The organism is Luteimonas sp. A478, assembly GCF_054052025.1.
In genome coordinates this window covers 136,594-150,312 of sequence record NZ_JBSVRF010000004.1, presented here as the reverse complement: position 1 = coordinate 150,312, position 13,719 = coordinate 136,594, and the positions used below count along the sequence as shown (strand labels likewise).

The 13,719-nt window shown below is 66.6% G+C and carries 17 protein-coding genes, 2 tRNA genes and 1 other RNA gene; 4 read left to right on the top strand and 16 right to left on the bottom strand.

All coding sequences use genetic code 11. The annotated features are described in order from the left end of the window. Positions 1-10: 10 nt before the first annotated feature. Genes ACW7G3_RS09715 through dnaX form a run of 4 tightly spaced genes read right to left on the bottom strand, consistent with a single transcriptional unit; the run spans position 11 to position 3,313 of the window. Positions 11-364 (bottom strand): histidine triad nucleotide-binding protein, encoded by a 354-nt coding sequence (locus ACW7G3_RS09715; protein ID WP_456974729.1) that lies wholly within the window; start codon positions 362-364, stop codon positions 11-13. 59 nt (positions 365-423) lie between these two features. Further along, positions 424-1,017 (bottom strand): recombination mediator RecR, encoded by a 594-nt coding sequence (gene recR / locus ACW7G3_RS09710; protein ID WP_456974727.1) that lies wholly within the window; start codon positions 1,015-1,017, stop codon positions 424-426. A gap of 26 nt (positions 1,018-1,043) precedes the next feature. Continuing rightward, the gene (locus ACW7G3_RS09705) at positions 1,044-1,364 is read right to left on the bottom strand and encodes a YbaB/EbfC family nucleoid-associated protein (RefSeq protein WP_456974725.1); all 321 of its coding nucleotides are present in this window, start codon (positions 1,362-1,364) and stop codon (positions 1,044-1,046) included. A gap of 38 nt (positions 1,365-1,402) precedes the next feature. Beyond that, complete coding sequence (gene dnaX / locus ACW7G3_RS09700; protein WP_456982576.1) at positions 1,403-3,313, bottom strand: DNA polymerase III subunit gamma/tau; 1,911 nt, start codon at positions 3,311-3,313, stop codon at positions 1,403-1,405. 121 nt (positions 3,314-3,434) lie between these two features. Between dnaX and ACW7G3_RS09695 the strand changes: the two genes are divergently transcribed. Continuing rightward, a tRNA-Ser gene (locus ACW7G3_RS09695) sits at positions 3,435-3,527 on the top strand. A gap of 13 nt (positions 3,528-3,540) precedes the next feature. After that, an RNA gene (ffs, locus tag ACW7G3_RS09690) (signal recognition particle sRNA small type) lies at positions 3,541-3,637 on the top strand. Between the two features lie 10 nt (positions 3,638-3,647). Here the strand turns inward: ffs and ACW7G3_RS09685 are convergent. From ACW7G3_RS09685 to ACW7G3_RS09660, 6 genes are all read right to left on the bottom strand, one after another. Further along, positions 3,648-4,079 carry a molybdenum cofactor biosynthesis protein MoaE gene (locus ACW7G3_RS09685; RefSeq protein ID WP_456974721.1) on the bottom strand — a complete coding sequence of 144 codons (432 nt, stop codon included), beginning with the start codon at positions 4,077-4,079 and terminating at the stop codon, positions 3,648-3,650. Between the two features lie 10 nt (positions 4,080-4,089). Further along, complete coding sequence (locus ACW7G3_RS09680; RefSeq protein WP_456982575.1) at positions 4,090-4,332, bottom strand: MoaD/ThiS family protein; 243 nt, start codon at positions 4,330-4,332, stop codon at positions 4,090-4,092. Next, on the bottom strand, positions 4,329-4,847 hold the full coding sequence (gene moaC / locus ACW7G3_RS09675; RefSeq protein ID WP_456982573.1) for a cyclic pyranopterin monophosphate synthase MoaC: 519 nt from the start codon (positions 4,845-4,847) through the stop codon (positions 4,329-4,331). Before moaC ends, ACW7G3_RS09680 begins: the two co-directional genes overlap by 4 nt. Positions 4,848-4,908: 61 nt before the next feature. Beyond that, positions 4,909-5,937, bottom strand: a complete 1,029-nt coding sequence (gene moaA / locus ACW7G3_RS09670; protein ID WP_456982571.1) for a GTP 3',8-cyclase MoaA — start codon at positions 5,935-5,937, stop codon at positions 4,909-4,911. Next, entirely contained in the window at positions 5,934-6,692 is a 759-nt protein-coding gene (locus ACW7G3_RS09665; protein WP_456974713.1) for an MBL fold metallo-hydrolase, read from the bottom strand. The genes moaA and ACW7G3_RS09665 overlap by 4 nt, the downstream gene beginning before the upstream one ends. 2 nt (positions 6,693-6,694) lie before the next feature. Further along, positions 6,695-7,447, bottom strand: coding sequence for a 3-deoxy-D-manno-octulosonic acid kinase (locus ACW7G3_RS09660; RefSeq protein WP_456982569.1), 753 nt, complete (start codon positions 7,445-7,447; stop codon positions 6,695-6,697). Between the two features lie 21 nt (positions 7,448-7,468). Between ACW7G3_RS09660 and ACW7G3_RS09655 the strand changes: the two genes are divergently transcribed. Then, the gene (locus ACW7G3_RS09655) at positions 7,469-8,548 is read left to right on the top strand and encodes a glycosyltransferase family 9 protein (RefSeq protein ID WP_456982567.1); all 1,080 of its coding nucleotides are present in this window, start codon (positions 7,469-7,471) and stop codon (positions 8,546-8,548) included. Here ACW7G3_RS09655 and ACW7G3_RS09650 read toward each other — a convergent pair. Continuing rightward, positions 8,545-8,949 carry a DUF6165 family protein gene (locus ACW7G3_RS09650; RefSeq protein ID WP_456982565.1) on the bottom strand — a complete coding sequence of 135 codons (405 nt, stop codon included), beginning with the start codon at positions 8,947-8,949 and terminating at the stop codon, positions 8,545-8,547. The genes ACW7G3_RS09655 and ACW7G3_RS09650 overlap by 4 nt on opposite strands. A 124-nt stretch (positions 8,950-9,073) precedes the next feature. Here ACW7G3_RS09650 and ACW7G3_RS09645 point away from each other — a divergent pair. Next, positions 9,074-9,164: transfer RNA gene (locus tag ACW7G3_RS09645), tRNA-Ser, on the top strand. Positions 9,165-9,298: 134 nt separating this feature from the next. On the opposite strand, the gene ACW7G3_RS09640 is transcribed toward ACW7G3_RS09645, so the two are convergent. The 5 genes from ACW7G3_RS09640 to ACW7G3_RS09620 form a co-directional block, all read right to left on the bottom strand. Further along, entirely contained in the window at positions 9,299-9,601 is a 303-nt protein-coding gene (locus ACW7G3_RS09640; protein ID WP_456982563.1) for a hypothetical protein, read from the bottom strand. Between the two features lie 49 nt (positions 9,602-9,650). Next, positions 9,651-11,582 carry a hypothetical protein gene (locus ACW7G3_RS09635; RefSeq protein WP_456982561.1) on the bottom strand — a complete coding sequence of 644 codons (1,932 nt, stop codon included), beginning with the start codon at positions 11,580-11,582 and terminating at the stop codon, positions 9,651-9,653. Positions 11,583-11,673: 91 nt separating this feature from the next. Continuing rightward, complete coding sequence (locus ACW7G3_RS09630) at positions 11,674-11,883, bottom strand: cold-shock protein (protein WP_456982559.1); 210 nt, start codon at positions 11,881-11,883, stop codon at positions 11,674-11,676. Between the two features lie 141 nt (positions 11,884-12,024). Beyond that, a complete protein-coding gene (locus tag ACW7G3_RS09625) occupies positions 12,025-13,275 on the bottom strand; it encodes a phage major capsid protein (RefSeq protein WP_456982558.1) in 1,251 nt (416 codons plus the stop codon). 120 nt (positions 13,276-13,395) lie between these two features. Next, the gene (locus tag ACW7G3_RS09620; RefSeq protein WP_456982557.1) at positions 13,396-13,719 is read right to left on the bottom strand and encodes a helix-turn-helix transcriptional regulator; all 324 of its coding nucleotides are present in this window, start codon (positions 13,717-13,719) and stop codon (positions 13,396-13,398) included.

Here is a 13,719-nt window from a genome sequence, read left to right as displayed (position 1 = left end):
CTGAGCCGGTTTACGCGGCGGTGCCGAAGCGCCCCAGCGGCGCACCTGCCAGCAGGTGCAGGTGCATCTGATACACGGTCTGGCCGCCTTCATCGTTGCAGTTCATGACGATCCGATAGCCGCGCTCGGCCAGACCTTCCCGCCGCGCATAGTCGGCCGCGGCAGTCGCCAGCCGGCCCACGAGCTCCGCATCCGCCGGGCCCGCTTCATCCAGGGAACGGATGGTCCTCTTCGGCACGAACAGGATATGCACCGGCGCCTGCGGGGCGATATCGTGGAAGGCGATCATGTGTTCGTCCTCATGGACGATATCGGCCGGGATCTCGCCCCGCATGATCTTGTGGAAAATCGTGTCCTCGCTCATCGTGCGGCTCCTGGAAGGGGCCTCCATTGTAGGAGGCCGCAGGATCGCGCGCCGCGCGGCTACGGGACTTCGCTGCGACTGCCGAAGGCGTGCGAGAGCGTGCCCCGGTCGATGTACTCGAGCTCGCCGCCCAGCGGCAATCCGTGCGCCGGACGGCTGGGACGCACGCCGTGCTGACGGCCCAGCTGTGCCAGGTAGTGGGCTGTGGCTTCGCCCTCGACCGTAGGGTTGGTGGCAATGATCAGTTCCTGCACCTCACCACCGGCCAGGCGTTCGGCCAGCCGGTCCAGCCCGAGCTCACGCGGGCCAATGCCGTCGAGCGGACTCAGCCGGCCCTGCAGCACGAAATACAGCCCGCGATAGTCGGTGGCCTGTTCGATCGCCAGCCGGTCCGCGGGGGTTTCCACCACGCACAGCTGGTGCCCATCGCGCGAAGGACTGGCACAGACAGCACACTCGGCTGTCTCGCTGAAGTCCCGGCAGCGCTCGCAATGGCCGACGCGTTCGACCGCCTCGGCCAACGCAGAAGACAGCCGCCTGCCTCCCTCACGCTCGCGTTCGAGCAGGTGATAGGCCATGCGCTGGGCGCTCTTCTGACCGACGCCGGGCAGCACCCGCAGCGCGTCGATCAGCTGTTCAAGCAGGACTGACAATCACCCTCTCCCGGGCAGGCAGGTGGTCAGAACGGCATCTTCATGCCGGGCGGCAGGTTCATGCCGGCGGTAGCCGCACCCATCCGCTCCTGGGACTGGGCGTTGACCTTGTTGACAGCGTCGTTGAACGCGGCGGCCACCAGGTCTTCGGCCATTTCCGGGTCCGACAGCGCGGCGGGATCAATCCTCACCTTGCGGCATTCCATGCGGCCGGTCAGGGTCACTTCCACCATCCCGCCGCCGGCGCTGCCGGTGACTTCTAGATTGGCCAGCTCTTCCTGGGCGCGCTGCATGTTTTCCTGCATCTTCTGCGCCTGCTGCATCAACTGGGCGATGTTTCCACGCATCGGGTTCACCTCGGGTCGTAGGGTCTGGGTTGCGACGGTCAATTATCGTCGAAGGGGCGTATGGAATCCGGCACGAGCTTGGCTCCCGGCTGGGCCATCAGGCGCTGCACGTCGGGGTCGGCCATGAATGCGCCTTCGGCCTCACGCTGACGGGCATCCTGCTCGCGCACGCGGCGCTCATGCAGGGTTTCACCCTGGGCCGGCGCCTCGGCGGAGAAACGGATCTGCGGCGCGGCGCCGAAATGGGGGCCGAGCGCGGCGGCCAGCTGGTCAACCAGGAAGGGCGCTTTCAGATGGTCGTCCGAGGGCGGCAACGACAGCTGCAGCACGCCGCTGTCATAGCCCACGAACGCGGTATGCGCACCCAGCTCGCGAACCGGTCCACGCAGCCCAAGGCGGGTGATCAGGTCTGGCCACGTGGCTGCATCAACGGCGGCAGCAACGGGAGCATTAACAGGAGCAGGAGCGGCCGGCGGCGTGGCCGCCCGGGCTGGCGCCTCGGAACGGGGCGGCTCGGAGCGGGGGGGGTCGGAGTGCGGCGGTGCCGACGGATGATCCATACGGGGACGATCCATGCTGGCGCGGATCGGAGCTGCGTCCGGCGCGGGCTGGCGGACCGGCGGCGGCGCCTGCTGCCGACTGGCCGGCTGCTCTTCCGGCGTGGGCTGCGGCGGGGGCTGCGGCGGAGAAACGGGCGGCGGAGCTTGGCTGGCCGACGGCCGCGCGGGACGCTCCGGGGCGCGTGCGGCCTGCGCCGCGGGGGCAGCATCCAACGCCGCCCGGGCCATCGCCGCAGCGGCATGCCCGCTGACAGCGCCCCGACCGCTCGACGCGGTGGATGGCTGCGCGGCGGATCCTGGGCTCTCGCCCTGCTGCGGGCGGAATGCCAGCATCCGCAGCACGTTCATCTCGAAACCCGAGCGCGGGCTGGGAGCCAGCGGCAGGTCGCGGCGCCCGGTCAGGGCCATCTGATACCACAGCTGCACCACCTCGGGCCTGAGGCTGGACGCCAACGCGTCCAGGTCCACGCCGTCGGCCTCCACCACGCTGCCCGGCACCAGCTGGCGCACCTGGATCCGGTGCAGCGCTTCGGCCATGGCGTCGAGCACGCTGCCCCAGTCCGGCGAGAACCCGGCCAGGGTCTCCACCTCGGCCAGCAGGGCCTGGCCGTCACCGGCCGACAGCGCGTCCAGCAGCGCTGCCACCCGGGTGCGGTCCACGGTGCCGAGCATCGCGGCCACGCCGGCATCGTCCAGCTTGCCGCCGGTGTAGGCGATGGCCTGGTCCAGCAGCGACAGCGCGTCGCGCAGGCTGCCATCGGCGGCCTTGGCCAGCTCGCGAATGGCCGCTGGCTCGGATACAATCTCCTCGGCCTGCAGGATCTTCGCGACCTGGCCTTCGATCTGGTCCAGGTCCAGCCGCTTCAGGTTGAACTGCAGGCAGCGCGACAGCACGGTCACCGGCAGGCGCTGCGGATCGGTGGTGGCCAGCAGGAACTTCACGTGTCCTGGCGGCTCTTCCAGCGTCTTCAACAGCGCGTTGAAGGCGGACTTGGAGAGCATGTGCACTTCGTCGATGAGGTACACCTTCACCCTCCCGCGGGACGGCATGTACTGGGCGTTGTCGATCAGCTCGCGCACATCGTCGACGCCGGTGTTGCTGGCGGCGTCGATTTCAAGCAGGTCGATGAAGCGGCCGGCATCGATATCGCGGCAGGAATTGCACTGGCCGCAGGGCTCGGCCGAGGTGCCCTGTTCGCAGTTCAGGCTCTTGGCGAAGATGCGGGCGATGGTGGTCTTGCCCACGCCCCGGGTGCCGGTAAACAGGAACGCGTGGTGCACGCGGCCGGTATCAAGCGCGTTGCTGAGGGCCCGGACCACGTGCTCCTGGCCAACCAGTTCATCGAAACGGCGGGGGCGCCACTTGCGGGCGAGGACGAGATAGGACATGCGCCCATTCTGCCATGCCGGCCGCCCCTTCCAGCCGGTTCATCATGTTCCTTGTTCCGCATCGTGCCGGAGCGTAGAATTGCCGGCCCGGCACCTGTTCATCGGCGCCGGGACCCAGTGCGGAGAGGTGTCCGAGCGGTTGAAGGAGCACGCCTGGAAAGTGTGTAAGCGTCTAAACCGCGCTTCGGGGGTTCGAATCCCCCTCTCTCCGCCAATCTATGGTGACCCCGTCGGTCCCTCGCAACGCTAGATCGAAAACTCCGCCAGGGCCGGAAGGCAGCAACGGTATCGTTCGACGCGGGTGCCGAGGTCAACTGGCGGGGTCATCGCCTTTTCAGGCAGGCGCACCCTCATCTGGATGCAGCCAGCCGGCATCGCCATCCACGTAATGCTCGTGCTTCCAGATCGGCACGCGGTGTTTGACCTCGTCGATGACCCAGCGGCAGGCCTCGAAGCTCATGTCGCGGTGCCCGGCGGACACGCCCACCCATACGGCCAGCTCGCCGATGGCCAGCTCGCCCACCCGGTGCACGCAGACCGCCTGGGCCAGTGAAAAGCGCTCGCAGGCTTCTTCCAGGATCTTTTCGCCCTCGGACTCGGCCAGCTCGCGGTAGGACTCGTAGCGCAGCCCGCGCACCGGCCGGCCTTCGTTGTAATTGCGCACCCAGCCTTCGAAGATGCTGCAGGCGCCGGCGGCGTCATGCTGCAGCCGCGCGTGCAAAGCGGATGCGTCGAAAGGCGTGTCGGAAATACGGAAGCGTTTCATATCGGTCTGCTCAGCCGCCGCTGACCGGCGGAATGAATGCGATCTCCGCACCTTCGCGCGGGGCGTCTTCCCAGCGCGCAAAGGCGCCGTCCACTGCGACCCGCAGCCGATCGGCGGGTAACGCAAAGCCGTGCTTCTGCTGCAGCTCCAGGTACAGGGCGCGCAGGTCCGCTGCCGCGGTCGGCAAGGTTTCGCGCTCGCAGCCGGCGGCGTCGCGCAGGCTGGCGAAATACAGCACGGTCACGCGGGTCATGCGCCTGCTCCCGAATCCCCGCCGGAGCGGCCAAAATCACGTTTGCCGCCGCGCTTGCCGGCCAGACTGGCCGGGCCCAGCACGATGTCGTGCGAAAGCGCCTTGCACATGTCGTAGATGGTCAGGGCGGCGATGGTGGCTCCGGTCAGCGCCTCCATCTCCACCCCGGTGCGGTGCACCGTCTTCACGGAACACACCACCAGCAGCTCGCTCGGGCCATGCCAGTCGATGGACAGTTTCACTCCATCGATCGGCAGCGGATGGCAGAACGGGATCAGTTCGTGGGTGCGCTTGACCGCCATGGTGCCGGCGACGATGGCGGTATCGACAATGCCGCCCTTGGCGCTGCGCAGCCCGCTTTCGCGAAGCTGCGCGGCGACATCATCAGGAAATTGCACCAGACACTCGGCAACCGCTTCGCGCGCGGTCACCACCTTGCCCGACACATCCACCATGGCCGGGCGGCCGGAAGCGTCGAGATGGGTGAGTTTGCCCTGGGGGGAAGAACTGGACATGGCCATCCGGAAACAATGCGGCCCCTGATGATACCGGCCCCCGGCAAACGCCTGCGCCGAATCAGCCGCCGATGAGGAACATTTCCACCCGGCGACCGGAGCCGCTGGCGGTGCCGCGTTGTTCACTGTAACGGTCGGCGCGGCGCGACCACAGGCCGGCCACGTGCTCGGCCATGGCCAGTTCGCCGCCGGCCAGGGCAGGCTTCAGGTCCACCCCACCGGCCGCGAACAGGCAGGTGTACAGATGGCCATCGGCCGAAACCCGCGCGCGGTTGCAGTCGGCGCAGAACGGCGCGGTCACCGAGCTGACGAATCCGACTTCGCCGGCGCCGTCCTGGAAAGCGTGGCGTTCGGCCACCTCCCCACGGTGCTGCGGATCCAGCGACCGCAGCGGCCAGCGCGCATGGATCATCCCGTGCAGTTCGGCCGAAGGCACCACCCGCGTCCGGTCCCAGCCATTGCAGGTGCCCACATCCATGTATTCGATGAACCGCAGTACGTGCCCGCTGCCGCGGAAGTGTTCCACCAGCGTCAGCACCTGATCGTCATTGACCCCGCGCTGGACCACGCAGTTGAACTTGATCGATTCAAATCCGGCCGCTTCTGCGGCGCGAACGCCCTCCAGCACCCGGGCGACTTCGCCGCGCCCGCCGCTGAGCCGGCGGAACACCTCCGGTTCCAGCGCATCCAGGCTGATGGTCAACCGCCGCAGGCCGGCATCACGCAGCGCCTGCGCCTGGCGGGCCAGCAGGCTGCCATTGGTAGTCAGGGCCAGGTCTTCGATGCCCGGGACCGCAGCCAGCCGGGTTATCAGTTCGGGCAGGTTGCGCCGCAACAGCGGCTCGCCACCGGTGATGCGCAGCTTGCGCATGCCGGCCAGGGCAAAGCCGCGCACCAGGGTTTCTATCTGGTCAAACGACAGCCGCGACGCCGAATCAAACCCGTAGTCGTCCGGCACCCGATCCGCCGGCATGCAGTAATCGCAGCGGAAATTGCAGGCCTCGATCACCGAAAGCCGCAGGTCACGCAGCGGACGCCCGAGGCGGTCGAGCGGAAGCGGAGTCTGGTTCGGGACAGGAGCGGCACTCATGACTGCTCCATGATGCCCGACGTTGGCGCTTGCAACGCCAAAATTTCGCCGGGTGCGGCCACCCGATGCCCGCGCGCCCGCATGGCGTCGCCGTCTGCGGCGCTTGCGTAGTGGTAGAGAACGCAGCGTTCCAGCAGCTCGGGCGGGTATTCACGCTCCAGCTCGTCCAATCCCGCGTGCGACGGATTGCCGTGCAGGGCACAGTCATGGGCCACGGTTTCGCCGGCAGCCGCATAGACCTTCAACAGTTCGGCGATCGGGCGGGTATCCCCGCTCCACACCAGGCTGCCCGGCAGGCGCAGGCCGAACGCGGTGCGCGGCCAGTGATGACGCACGGCAAAGGTTTCCAGCCGCACCCCGTCATGCCAGAACCAGTCTCCCACCGGGATCAGCTGGAATGCCTCCCAGAAATTCGCCCCGCCCTCGGCCAGCGCATTGGGGTAATCACCAACCCGCTGGTGCAGCAGTGGCACCACGCTGGCCGGCACGTAAACGGGCACGCGACCGCGCCGCTGCGGATCGAAATACATCCGCGAAAACAGCCGTTCGAACCCCGACACGTGATCCATATGGGTATGCGTGATGAACAGCGCCCGCGGTGGCTGGCCGTAATGGGCGAGGTACGCGCTCAATCCCTCGCTGCCGCAGTCAATGGTCAGCCACGGCTCGCCATCACGTTCGATGGTGGCCATGGAATTACCCAGCTCGACCGCGTCGGCGTTGCCAACCCCGTGAAATCGCAGCGCCCAGCCCATGCTCAATATCCCTTGTCCCAGCGCGCGTCATAGGCGGCGCGCAGACGGGCGATACCGGTTTGCACCTCGGCCCTGGGGCGTCCGCCATGCAGCTTGAGCAGCGAGCGTTCCAGCCGCGCCAGGTTGCGCATGCGCCACCCCGTCTGCGGCAGGCGCCGCTGGCAGCGGTCCAGATCGATCACCCAGCCGCGACCGTCGTTTCCAAACAGGATGTTGTGGGCGTTCAGGTCGACGTGGTCGAGTCCTCCGCGGTGGCATCGTGACACCAGCTCGCCGGTCTGCTCCCAGGGTGCGGCGGCGCTGTCGGCCTTGACGAGGTCAGCCAGGCTGACGACGTCTTCCAGCCGCTGGACCAGGATGGCCGCGCGGTAAAACAGGCCACGGCGCAGGTAGCAGGCGGCGATCGGCTCGGGCACCGGCAGCCCATTCTTGTGCAGCTCGCGGGCCAGGCGGAATTCGGCAAAACTGCGCACTCGCTCGCTGCCCCGCCACAGATGAAGGTCGCGATTCAACCTGGCCACCAGCCCGCCACGCAGGTAGTGGCGCAGCACCGCCGGGCCGACAGGGCTGTCAACGAACCACGCCCCACCACGTCCGCCGCTGGTCACCCGGCGCGCAGCATCTCCCCACCAGGCAGGGTCGAACCAGCCCTGCTCGACTTGCCGCACGATCGCGGCATCGCTCAGAATCGATCCAAACCCGCCGCCTTCATCGCGGAACGGCGTCAGGCTTTCAGTGGCGTCGAATCTCACCATCCAGCGAGTCTAACAAGCCTTATGCCACTTCCACCGCCGCCTTCCCGCTCCCCGGTCCCGGGGTCGATCTGCCTGCTGCGGCTGTCGGCACTTGGCGATGTCACCCACGTGCTGCCGCTGGTGCACACGCTGCGCTCGGCCTGGCCTGAAACTTCGCTTACCTGGGTGATCGGCAAGGGCGAGCGACGCCTGCTGGATGGGCTGCCGGGGGTGGAGTTTGTGGTGTACGACAAGAAGTCCGGCGTGGCCGGCATGCGCACGGTGCGCCGTGAGCTGGGGGGCCGCAGATTCGACGCCCTGCTGCAGCTGCAGGTAGCCGGCCGCGCCAATCTGCTGTCGGCTTTCATTCCGGCGCGACGCCGGATCGGCTACGACCGCGCCCGCTCAAAGGACCTGCACGGGCTGTTCATCAACGAGCGCATCGCCGATCGTCCCGGCATCCACGTGCTCGACGCCATCGGCAGCTTCTGCGAGCCGCTGGGCCTGGCGCGAGGCAAGACGGTGTGGAACCTGCCGGTGCCGGAGGATGCACACGAATGGGCGCGCGCCCAATGGCCCAGGGATGACGTGCGCACCCTGGTGATCTCGCCCTGCTCCAGCCATGTGCGCCGCAACTGGTACGCCGACCGCTACGCCGCCGTGGCCGACCATGCCGCAGCCGCCGGCTGGCGGGTGGTGCTATGCGGCGGCCGCAGCGCGCTGGAACGCGAAACCGCCGATGCCATCGCCGCCGGGACCCGCGCGCCGCTCATCGACCTGGTCGGCAAGGACACGCTCAAACAGCTGCCCGCCCTGCTGGCCCGCGCCGATCTGGTAATGACTCCGGACTCGGGCCCCATGCACATCGCCAACGCCATGGGGGCCAAAGTGCTGGGACTGCACGCGGCCAGCAACCCGGCGCGCAGCGGCCCCTATTCGGACCGGCGCTATTGTGTGGACCGCTATGACGCCGCCGCCCGCAAATACCTCAAGCGCCCGGCGGCAGAGCTGCGCTGGGGCACCAAGATCGAGCACGACGGGGTGATGGAACTGGTGACGGTGGAGGATGCGATCGCCGCTTTCGAGCGTTTCCGCGCCGACCACCCCGGACCGAAGGGCTAAGCGCCCGCGCCGCGGTAGTCCTGGTAGGACTTTTCTTCCACGAAGGACGAGCCCAGCGCCAAGTTGATCTCTTTCTTGATCCGCGCCCGTTCGTCATTTTCGAAGTACACGCTGCGCGCCAGGCGGACGAATTCCTCGTCGAACGCCCCCGCCTTTTCCTGGAGGCGGATCTCGTCCTCGATCTCCCACAGACGCTCGTTGACCGACTTCAGGTCGGCGCGCAGGCGGACCACGTCGCGACCGGCCGCCGGGTGCGCCATCCAGGTCTTTTCCAGCGCCGACAGCTCCCTGCGCACGTTGGCCAGCTTGCCGGGGTCCTGCATCCGCTCGGACTTGATCTGCAGGATGGCGATCTTGTCGAGCAGTTCGCCAAAGGAAACGGGCACTTGGACTTCAGGCATGGGCTTGGGCACCGGTGTGATCTGGGAACGGCAGTTTAACCGCAAGGCCGCCGGGCGCCTTGTTCCCTGCCCGGCCGCCGCTTATCATGTCCGACTTCGCTGCCGGCTGGCGGCGAAAACCACCGGAGAGGTGGCAGAGTGGTTGAATGTACCTGACTCGAAATCAGGCAGGCGTTTATAGCGCCTCGGGGGTTCGAATCCCCCCCTCTCCGCCAATTGCATAATGGAATCAATGACTTACATATGATTCCAGCTTGAGCCACACTTCTGGCCCAACAATGAGAAAGGGACCCGCTCGGAGTCCCTTTTCTCTTCCTGCGCGGGATAGATTCCGCCCAATTAGCACCCTCTATCGCTTAGCAGGGCCAGCGCCTAACGCTTCCAGTAAGGCGTCTGCGATCCTTCCGACCTTGAGCGTGTTGGACTGACCGGCATCCACCGCCTGTTCCTTGAAGTCGCCGGGAAGCATGACGGCGAACTTGCCGATGGTGTCGCTCAAGTCGCCCTCTAGCCCCTCTACTAAGTCGGACAATGTGCCTCGCGGGTCTTCATGGTCGCGAAGGGAGTACGCCAATGCTGCGGCCACCAGGGCATTGATGGAGGCAACCCGCCCGAGTACCAAAGCGTGCAGGGGTGTCAATTCGTCGCTCACGTTTCGATCCTCTTAGGTTTGTAGTCTGAAGTTACACGTGCCAAGGGGCCTACACCTGCTCCCTCCAGCCAAACCGAGACTTGCCGGCCCGGCCGATCGCGCCGCCGTTGGCTAGATCGTCGGCCACCACGTCGATCACCATCCGGCGCAGCACCGAACCATCGGGCATCTGCTGGCGTTCCTCACGGGCGCTGACTCGCTGCGGTCCGTGATTGTTGACCACCACCTGCATACCGCCTGCAGCAGCCATCGCCGGGACCATGTGGTTAGGCGTGATGTGCCCCCCGTTGCCGCCCATGCGCAGTAGCTCCGGCCCACGCTCACCCACCAGATACGTGCCACCCGCACGCACCGGCCCACCTGCAGCCCGCTTGCCGGACAGCCCGCCCAGCAGGGACCCCCACCACGTACCGCTGTTGTTGGCGCCCAGCGCGCCCAGCGCCTCCAGCAGCTTGGATGCCGCCAGCTCGGCCATCATCCGCTTGATCATGTCGCTGAAGCTGTCCGCGATGTCGCGGAAGTTGCCGTCCAGCAGGTCATAGGTGGCGTCACCCAAGAACGACTGGATGTTTCGTGCCGCCTGCTCGGCAAAGACGGTCATCTCACCCGTCGCGGCATCAACCTCGGCCACCACGTTCCCCAGCGTCTGCCCCATCGCCTGCGCTGCTCGGGTGTAGTCCTCAAACGAAACCTCCCCCACAGCGAGCGCGGCATTGAGTTCTGCAAGCTCCCTGCGGAAGTGCAGGGTCGCCACGGCAGCCGGACCCTCGACGCGGGCCACCATGTCATCGATCCGGTCGAGCCACCGCAGCCGGACCGCCTCGCCGTCCATCATCTGCTCGGTCAGCCGCTGTTCGGACAGCCGCGCCGCCTCGTTGGCCTGCGCCAGTAGGTCAGCGGCATTTGTGGCTGCCGTGGTGGCGGCGGGGTTGAAGTCGAAGTCAGTGCCAGCCGGGTTGTAGAAATCCGCCAGCTGCCGTTGACCCGGCCCAGGCTTCGGCGGGTTGTCGTACCACTGCTGGATCATCGTCTCCAGCTGCCCCAGCCGCGTCTGCAGCTCGTCCGTGGTCGGCAGCCCGACAACATCGCGCATCCAGTTGCCAGCGGCCCCAGCGGCTGGCCTGTTCGCCGCGAACGCGAGCTGCTTCTTGATCCGCTCGGCTTCCTGCTCCAGCCTCACGATGTCGTCTGCAGCCGCGCCGTGGGTCCGTGCCGCCACTTCCTCGGCAAGGAACGTGGTGACGTTGGCAGTGGTGACGGCAAGCTCTGCCAGCTTCTGGGCAGCGGTGACCGCGCTGTTGATGATGTAGCCGAACCCGCTTCTGAACTCCTGCGAATTAAGCAACGTGGCGAAATCGTCCAGTTTCGGCAGCAGGTCAATGGCCGCAGTGCGCCACACGCCATCCATGCCGATCTTCAGCCGCGCCATCTTGTTATTGAATTCCTCGGCCTGCCGTCCCGCCTCCGTGGATAGGGTGTGGCCCAGGCGGTCGGACTCATCGGCCAGCGCCTCCAGACCCTCCCGACCATCCAGCAACATCGGGATCATGTTCTGGAAGGACCGCCCGAAGATCTGCATACCGGCTGCCATCACGTCGGTACTGCCGCGACCCTTCCGGAACGCCTCGGCAACGTCCATGAACACCTCGCGGCTGTTGCGCATCTGGCCGCTCGCATCGCGCACCCGCACGCCCAGGCGCTCGAATGCCTGCAGCGGGGCTGCCAGCCCCTTGGCGGCGGCGTCCTGCGCCCTCTGGAGCCGCCCCATGCTGGTGACCAGGTCGCCCATGGAGAGGTCGGACATGTTCGCCGCGTGGGCCAATCGGCTGAATTCCTCCGTGGGCATCTGCGACCGCTGCGCCGCCTTGGACAGCTCGTCCATGGCGTTGATCTGCTTGTTGAGCTGGACCGTGCCGTAAGCGACCGCCCCGGCGAACGCCACGCCGATGGCTGCACCCACCCGCTTGGCCGTCCGTTCCATCTCCTTTAAGCGGCGCTCGGCCTGTTTTGTGTCGGTCGAAAAACTGCCCGTTTTCAGGAGCAAGTCAATGGTTACGCTGCCTAAGGCCATTTCAGTTCACCTCGTTGGTCAGGGTCGCCTCCACGGCGTACGCGCCGCCGGGACGAACCCCGGCCTTGAACGTCACCCGGTCGCCCTCTGCGATGCTCACAGGCGCTGCAAACGCTCGGACGTGCAGGAATACGTCAGCGCCGCCAAAGTCCGGGGTGATGAACCCGAACCCGGACTCGGGCACCCACTTCACCACTGTTCCTTGTTCCACGACGGTCTCCACATTCGCCAAGAAAAAGGCCCCGGCCTGGGCGATCCAGCCGGGGCCATGCCTGTTTCCTTTGCCGGTAGGCGCACCGACCGCTAGGGGGGAGAGGTAACCGAACGGCCCCCATCGCGACAACCCGTTCGGTTAATCGGTCAGGTCGAACTTGTGCACGGCGTCCGTATCCAGCACTTCCAGCCCGGCGCGCATCTCGCCCAGGATGGCGACCAGGTTGCGGATGAAAAAGTCAGCGTGCGTGTTACTCGCCATGACGGTCAGCTGTTCGCGATCCAGCACGGTCACGAACCCGGTGTCGAGCGTCAGCGCCTGGCCCGCAGGCATCGAAGGCGTCCGCACGATCGGGGTATTCCACAGCGACGGCGCAGCCGGGGCGGTGGGGGAGCCGAACACGTACTCTTCGTCCGTGGCGTTCTTGCGGGTAATCTGCAGGCGATACCAGTCCATTGGATTCATGACAATCAGGCCCGGCTGATAACCGTTATTCGCCAGCGTCACCAGAGACTCGCCGATCCGGTCCGCCGGGGTCTCGCCGATGGCCGGGGCCATGACGGTCGCCTGATTCAGCAGGCCGTTGATCCGGCCATCGCCACCGGGGCCGTTGATGATCTGGTGCTCCAGACGGGTCAGCACCTTGTGACGGATCACCCGGTCGACCTGTTGCGCCAGCGCCGCCTGATCGGCCAGCACCTGCCTGGATGCACTGGTCCATGCAGCGATAGTCACGATGTTGGCGATCTGCGCCGTTCCGGCCACCTCCAGCTCGGCTTTCTCATCACCCTCTTCGATCTGCTCGGCAGCATCGCCGGTCGCGCTGATCTGGATGAACTCCACCGAGTCGCGGGTGGTCGGGCGGCTGGGCAGCACGTCCAGCAGCCGCAGCGGGCGCTGGACGGGGCCGACAAGGCCGCGGTGATCGGACTGCCCAGGGATCCCGGTATCGCCTTCGCGTCCGCGGCCCTCATTGGTCAGCGCAGCCTTGATGCTGCCGTCCAGGTTGATGCGGGCGGCAAACTGGCTGGGCTTCATGCCACGGCCCACGGCCTCGGCTGCAGCCGCGAACGCCGGATCCTCGCGCAGCGAATCCATCGCACGGGTGCCGATGCTCGGGCCTGCGTCGGAATGGTAGGAACCGCCCTCGGTGTCAAGCTTGGCGACGTGCTGCTCGAGCACCTGAAGCTGCGTGCGCAAGCCGGCCTGGGACTGCGTGAAGTCCTTCCAGCCGTTCAGCATTTCGCCGACCACTTCCTTGGTCTCCGCCAGCGAGGAAGCGATCACACCGACCGTCTCGGCACCGCGGCCTGCGGCAAACTCGGTTTGTATGGCATCGCGCATATTGCGGATGTCCTGTGACTGTGGTCCGTTAACCAGGTGGGACATGTCAGGCATGTTTCGTTTCTTGGGCATGGGTTTTCTGCGTTCGGGAATGTGAACCCATCATCCGAGAAACACCGCTCCGAGTTAATCAGTTTCAAACGGCCTGCATGGGTTTGCGTGGGGTTACCTGTCCCGATGTGCCTCAATCCATCGGGCCACGTCGATAATCCGATACGTCACCCGGTGCCCGCGCCCTCCAATCGCATACGCCATCGGCGCGGTGCCCTCCCTGCGCCTGTTCGCCAATGACCCCGGCGTCAGGCCGATCATGGCCGCCACGTCCGTCTCGCCCACGCGCCCATCAGCAGAGACCCAGTAGCCGGCATCCTGCGCCGCAGCCTCCAGCCGTTCGGCGGTGTCGTCGATTGCCTTGTCGCCCGTGGTGTCAATCTCCCGCAACTGCGTGCGCGTGCGCTTCACCTGGACGATGGCGCGCCTATGCTCCAT

Excerpts from the sequence above, each read along its gene's own strand:
- ACW7G3_RS09620 (WP_456982557.1), bottom strand. The coding sequence starts at position 13,719 with ATGGAGCATAGGCGCGCCATCGTCCAGGTGAAGCGCACGCGCACGCAG.
- ACW7G3_RS09665 (WP_456974713.1), bottom strand. The coding sequence starts at position 6,692 with ATGGGCTGGGCGCTGCGATTTCACGGGGTTGGCAACGCCGACGCGGTC.
- ACW7G3_RS09685 (WP_456974721.1), bottom strand. The coding sequence starts at position 4,079 with ATGAAACGCTTCCGTATTTCCGACACGCCTTTCGACGCATCCGCTTTG.
- moaC (WP_456982573.1), bottom strand. The coding sequence starts at position 4,847 with ATGTCCAGTTCTTCCCCCCAGGGCAAACTCACCCATCTCGACGCTTCC.
- ACW7G3_RS09715 (WP_456974729.1), bottom strand. The coding sequence starts at position 364 with ATGAGCGAGGACACGATTTTCCACAAGATCATGCGGGGCGAGATCCCG.
- ACW7G3_RS09625 (WP_456982558.1), bottom strand. The coding sequence starts at position 13,275 with ATGTCCCACCTGGTTAACGGACCACAGTCACAGGACATCCGCAATATG.
- dnaX (WP_456982576.1), bottom strand. The coding sequence starts at position 3,313 with ATGTCCTATCTCGTCCTCGCCCGCAAGTGGCGCCCCCGCCGTTTCGAT.
- ACW7G3_RS09635 (WP_456982561.1), bottom strand. The coding sequence starts at position 11,582 with ATGGAACGGACGGCCAAGCGGGTGGGTGCAGCCATCGGCGTGGCGTTC.
- ACW7G3_RS09680 (WP_456982575.1), bottom strand. The coding sequence starts at position 4,332 with ATGACCCGCGTGACCGTGCTGTATTTCGCCAGCCTGCGCGACGCCGCC.
- ACW7G3_RS09650 (WP_456982565.1), bottom strand. The coding sequence starts at position 8,949 with ATGCCTGAAGTCCAAGTGCCCGTTTCCTTTGGCGAACTGCTCGACAAG.
- ACW7G3_RS09660 (WP_456982569.1), bottom strand. The coding sequence starts at position 7,447 with ATGGTGAGATTCGACGCCACTGAAAGCCTGACGCCGTTCCGCGATGAA.
- ACW7G3_RS09705 (WP_456974725.1), bottom strand. The coding sequence starts at position 1,364 with ATGCGTGGAAACATCGCCCAGTTGATGCAGCAGGCGCAGAAGATGCAG.
- moaA (WP_456982571.1), bottom strand. The coding sequence starts at position 5,937 with ATGAGTGCCGCTCCTGTCCCGAACCAGACTCCGCTTCCGCTCGACCGC.
- ACW7G3_RS09655 (WP_456982567.1), top strand. The coding sequence starts at position 7,469 with ATGCCACTTCCACCGCCGCCTTCCCGCTCCCCGGTCCCGGGGTCGATC.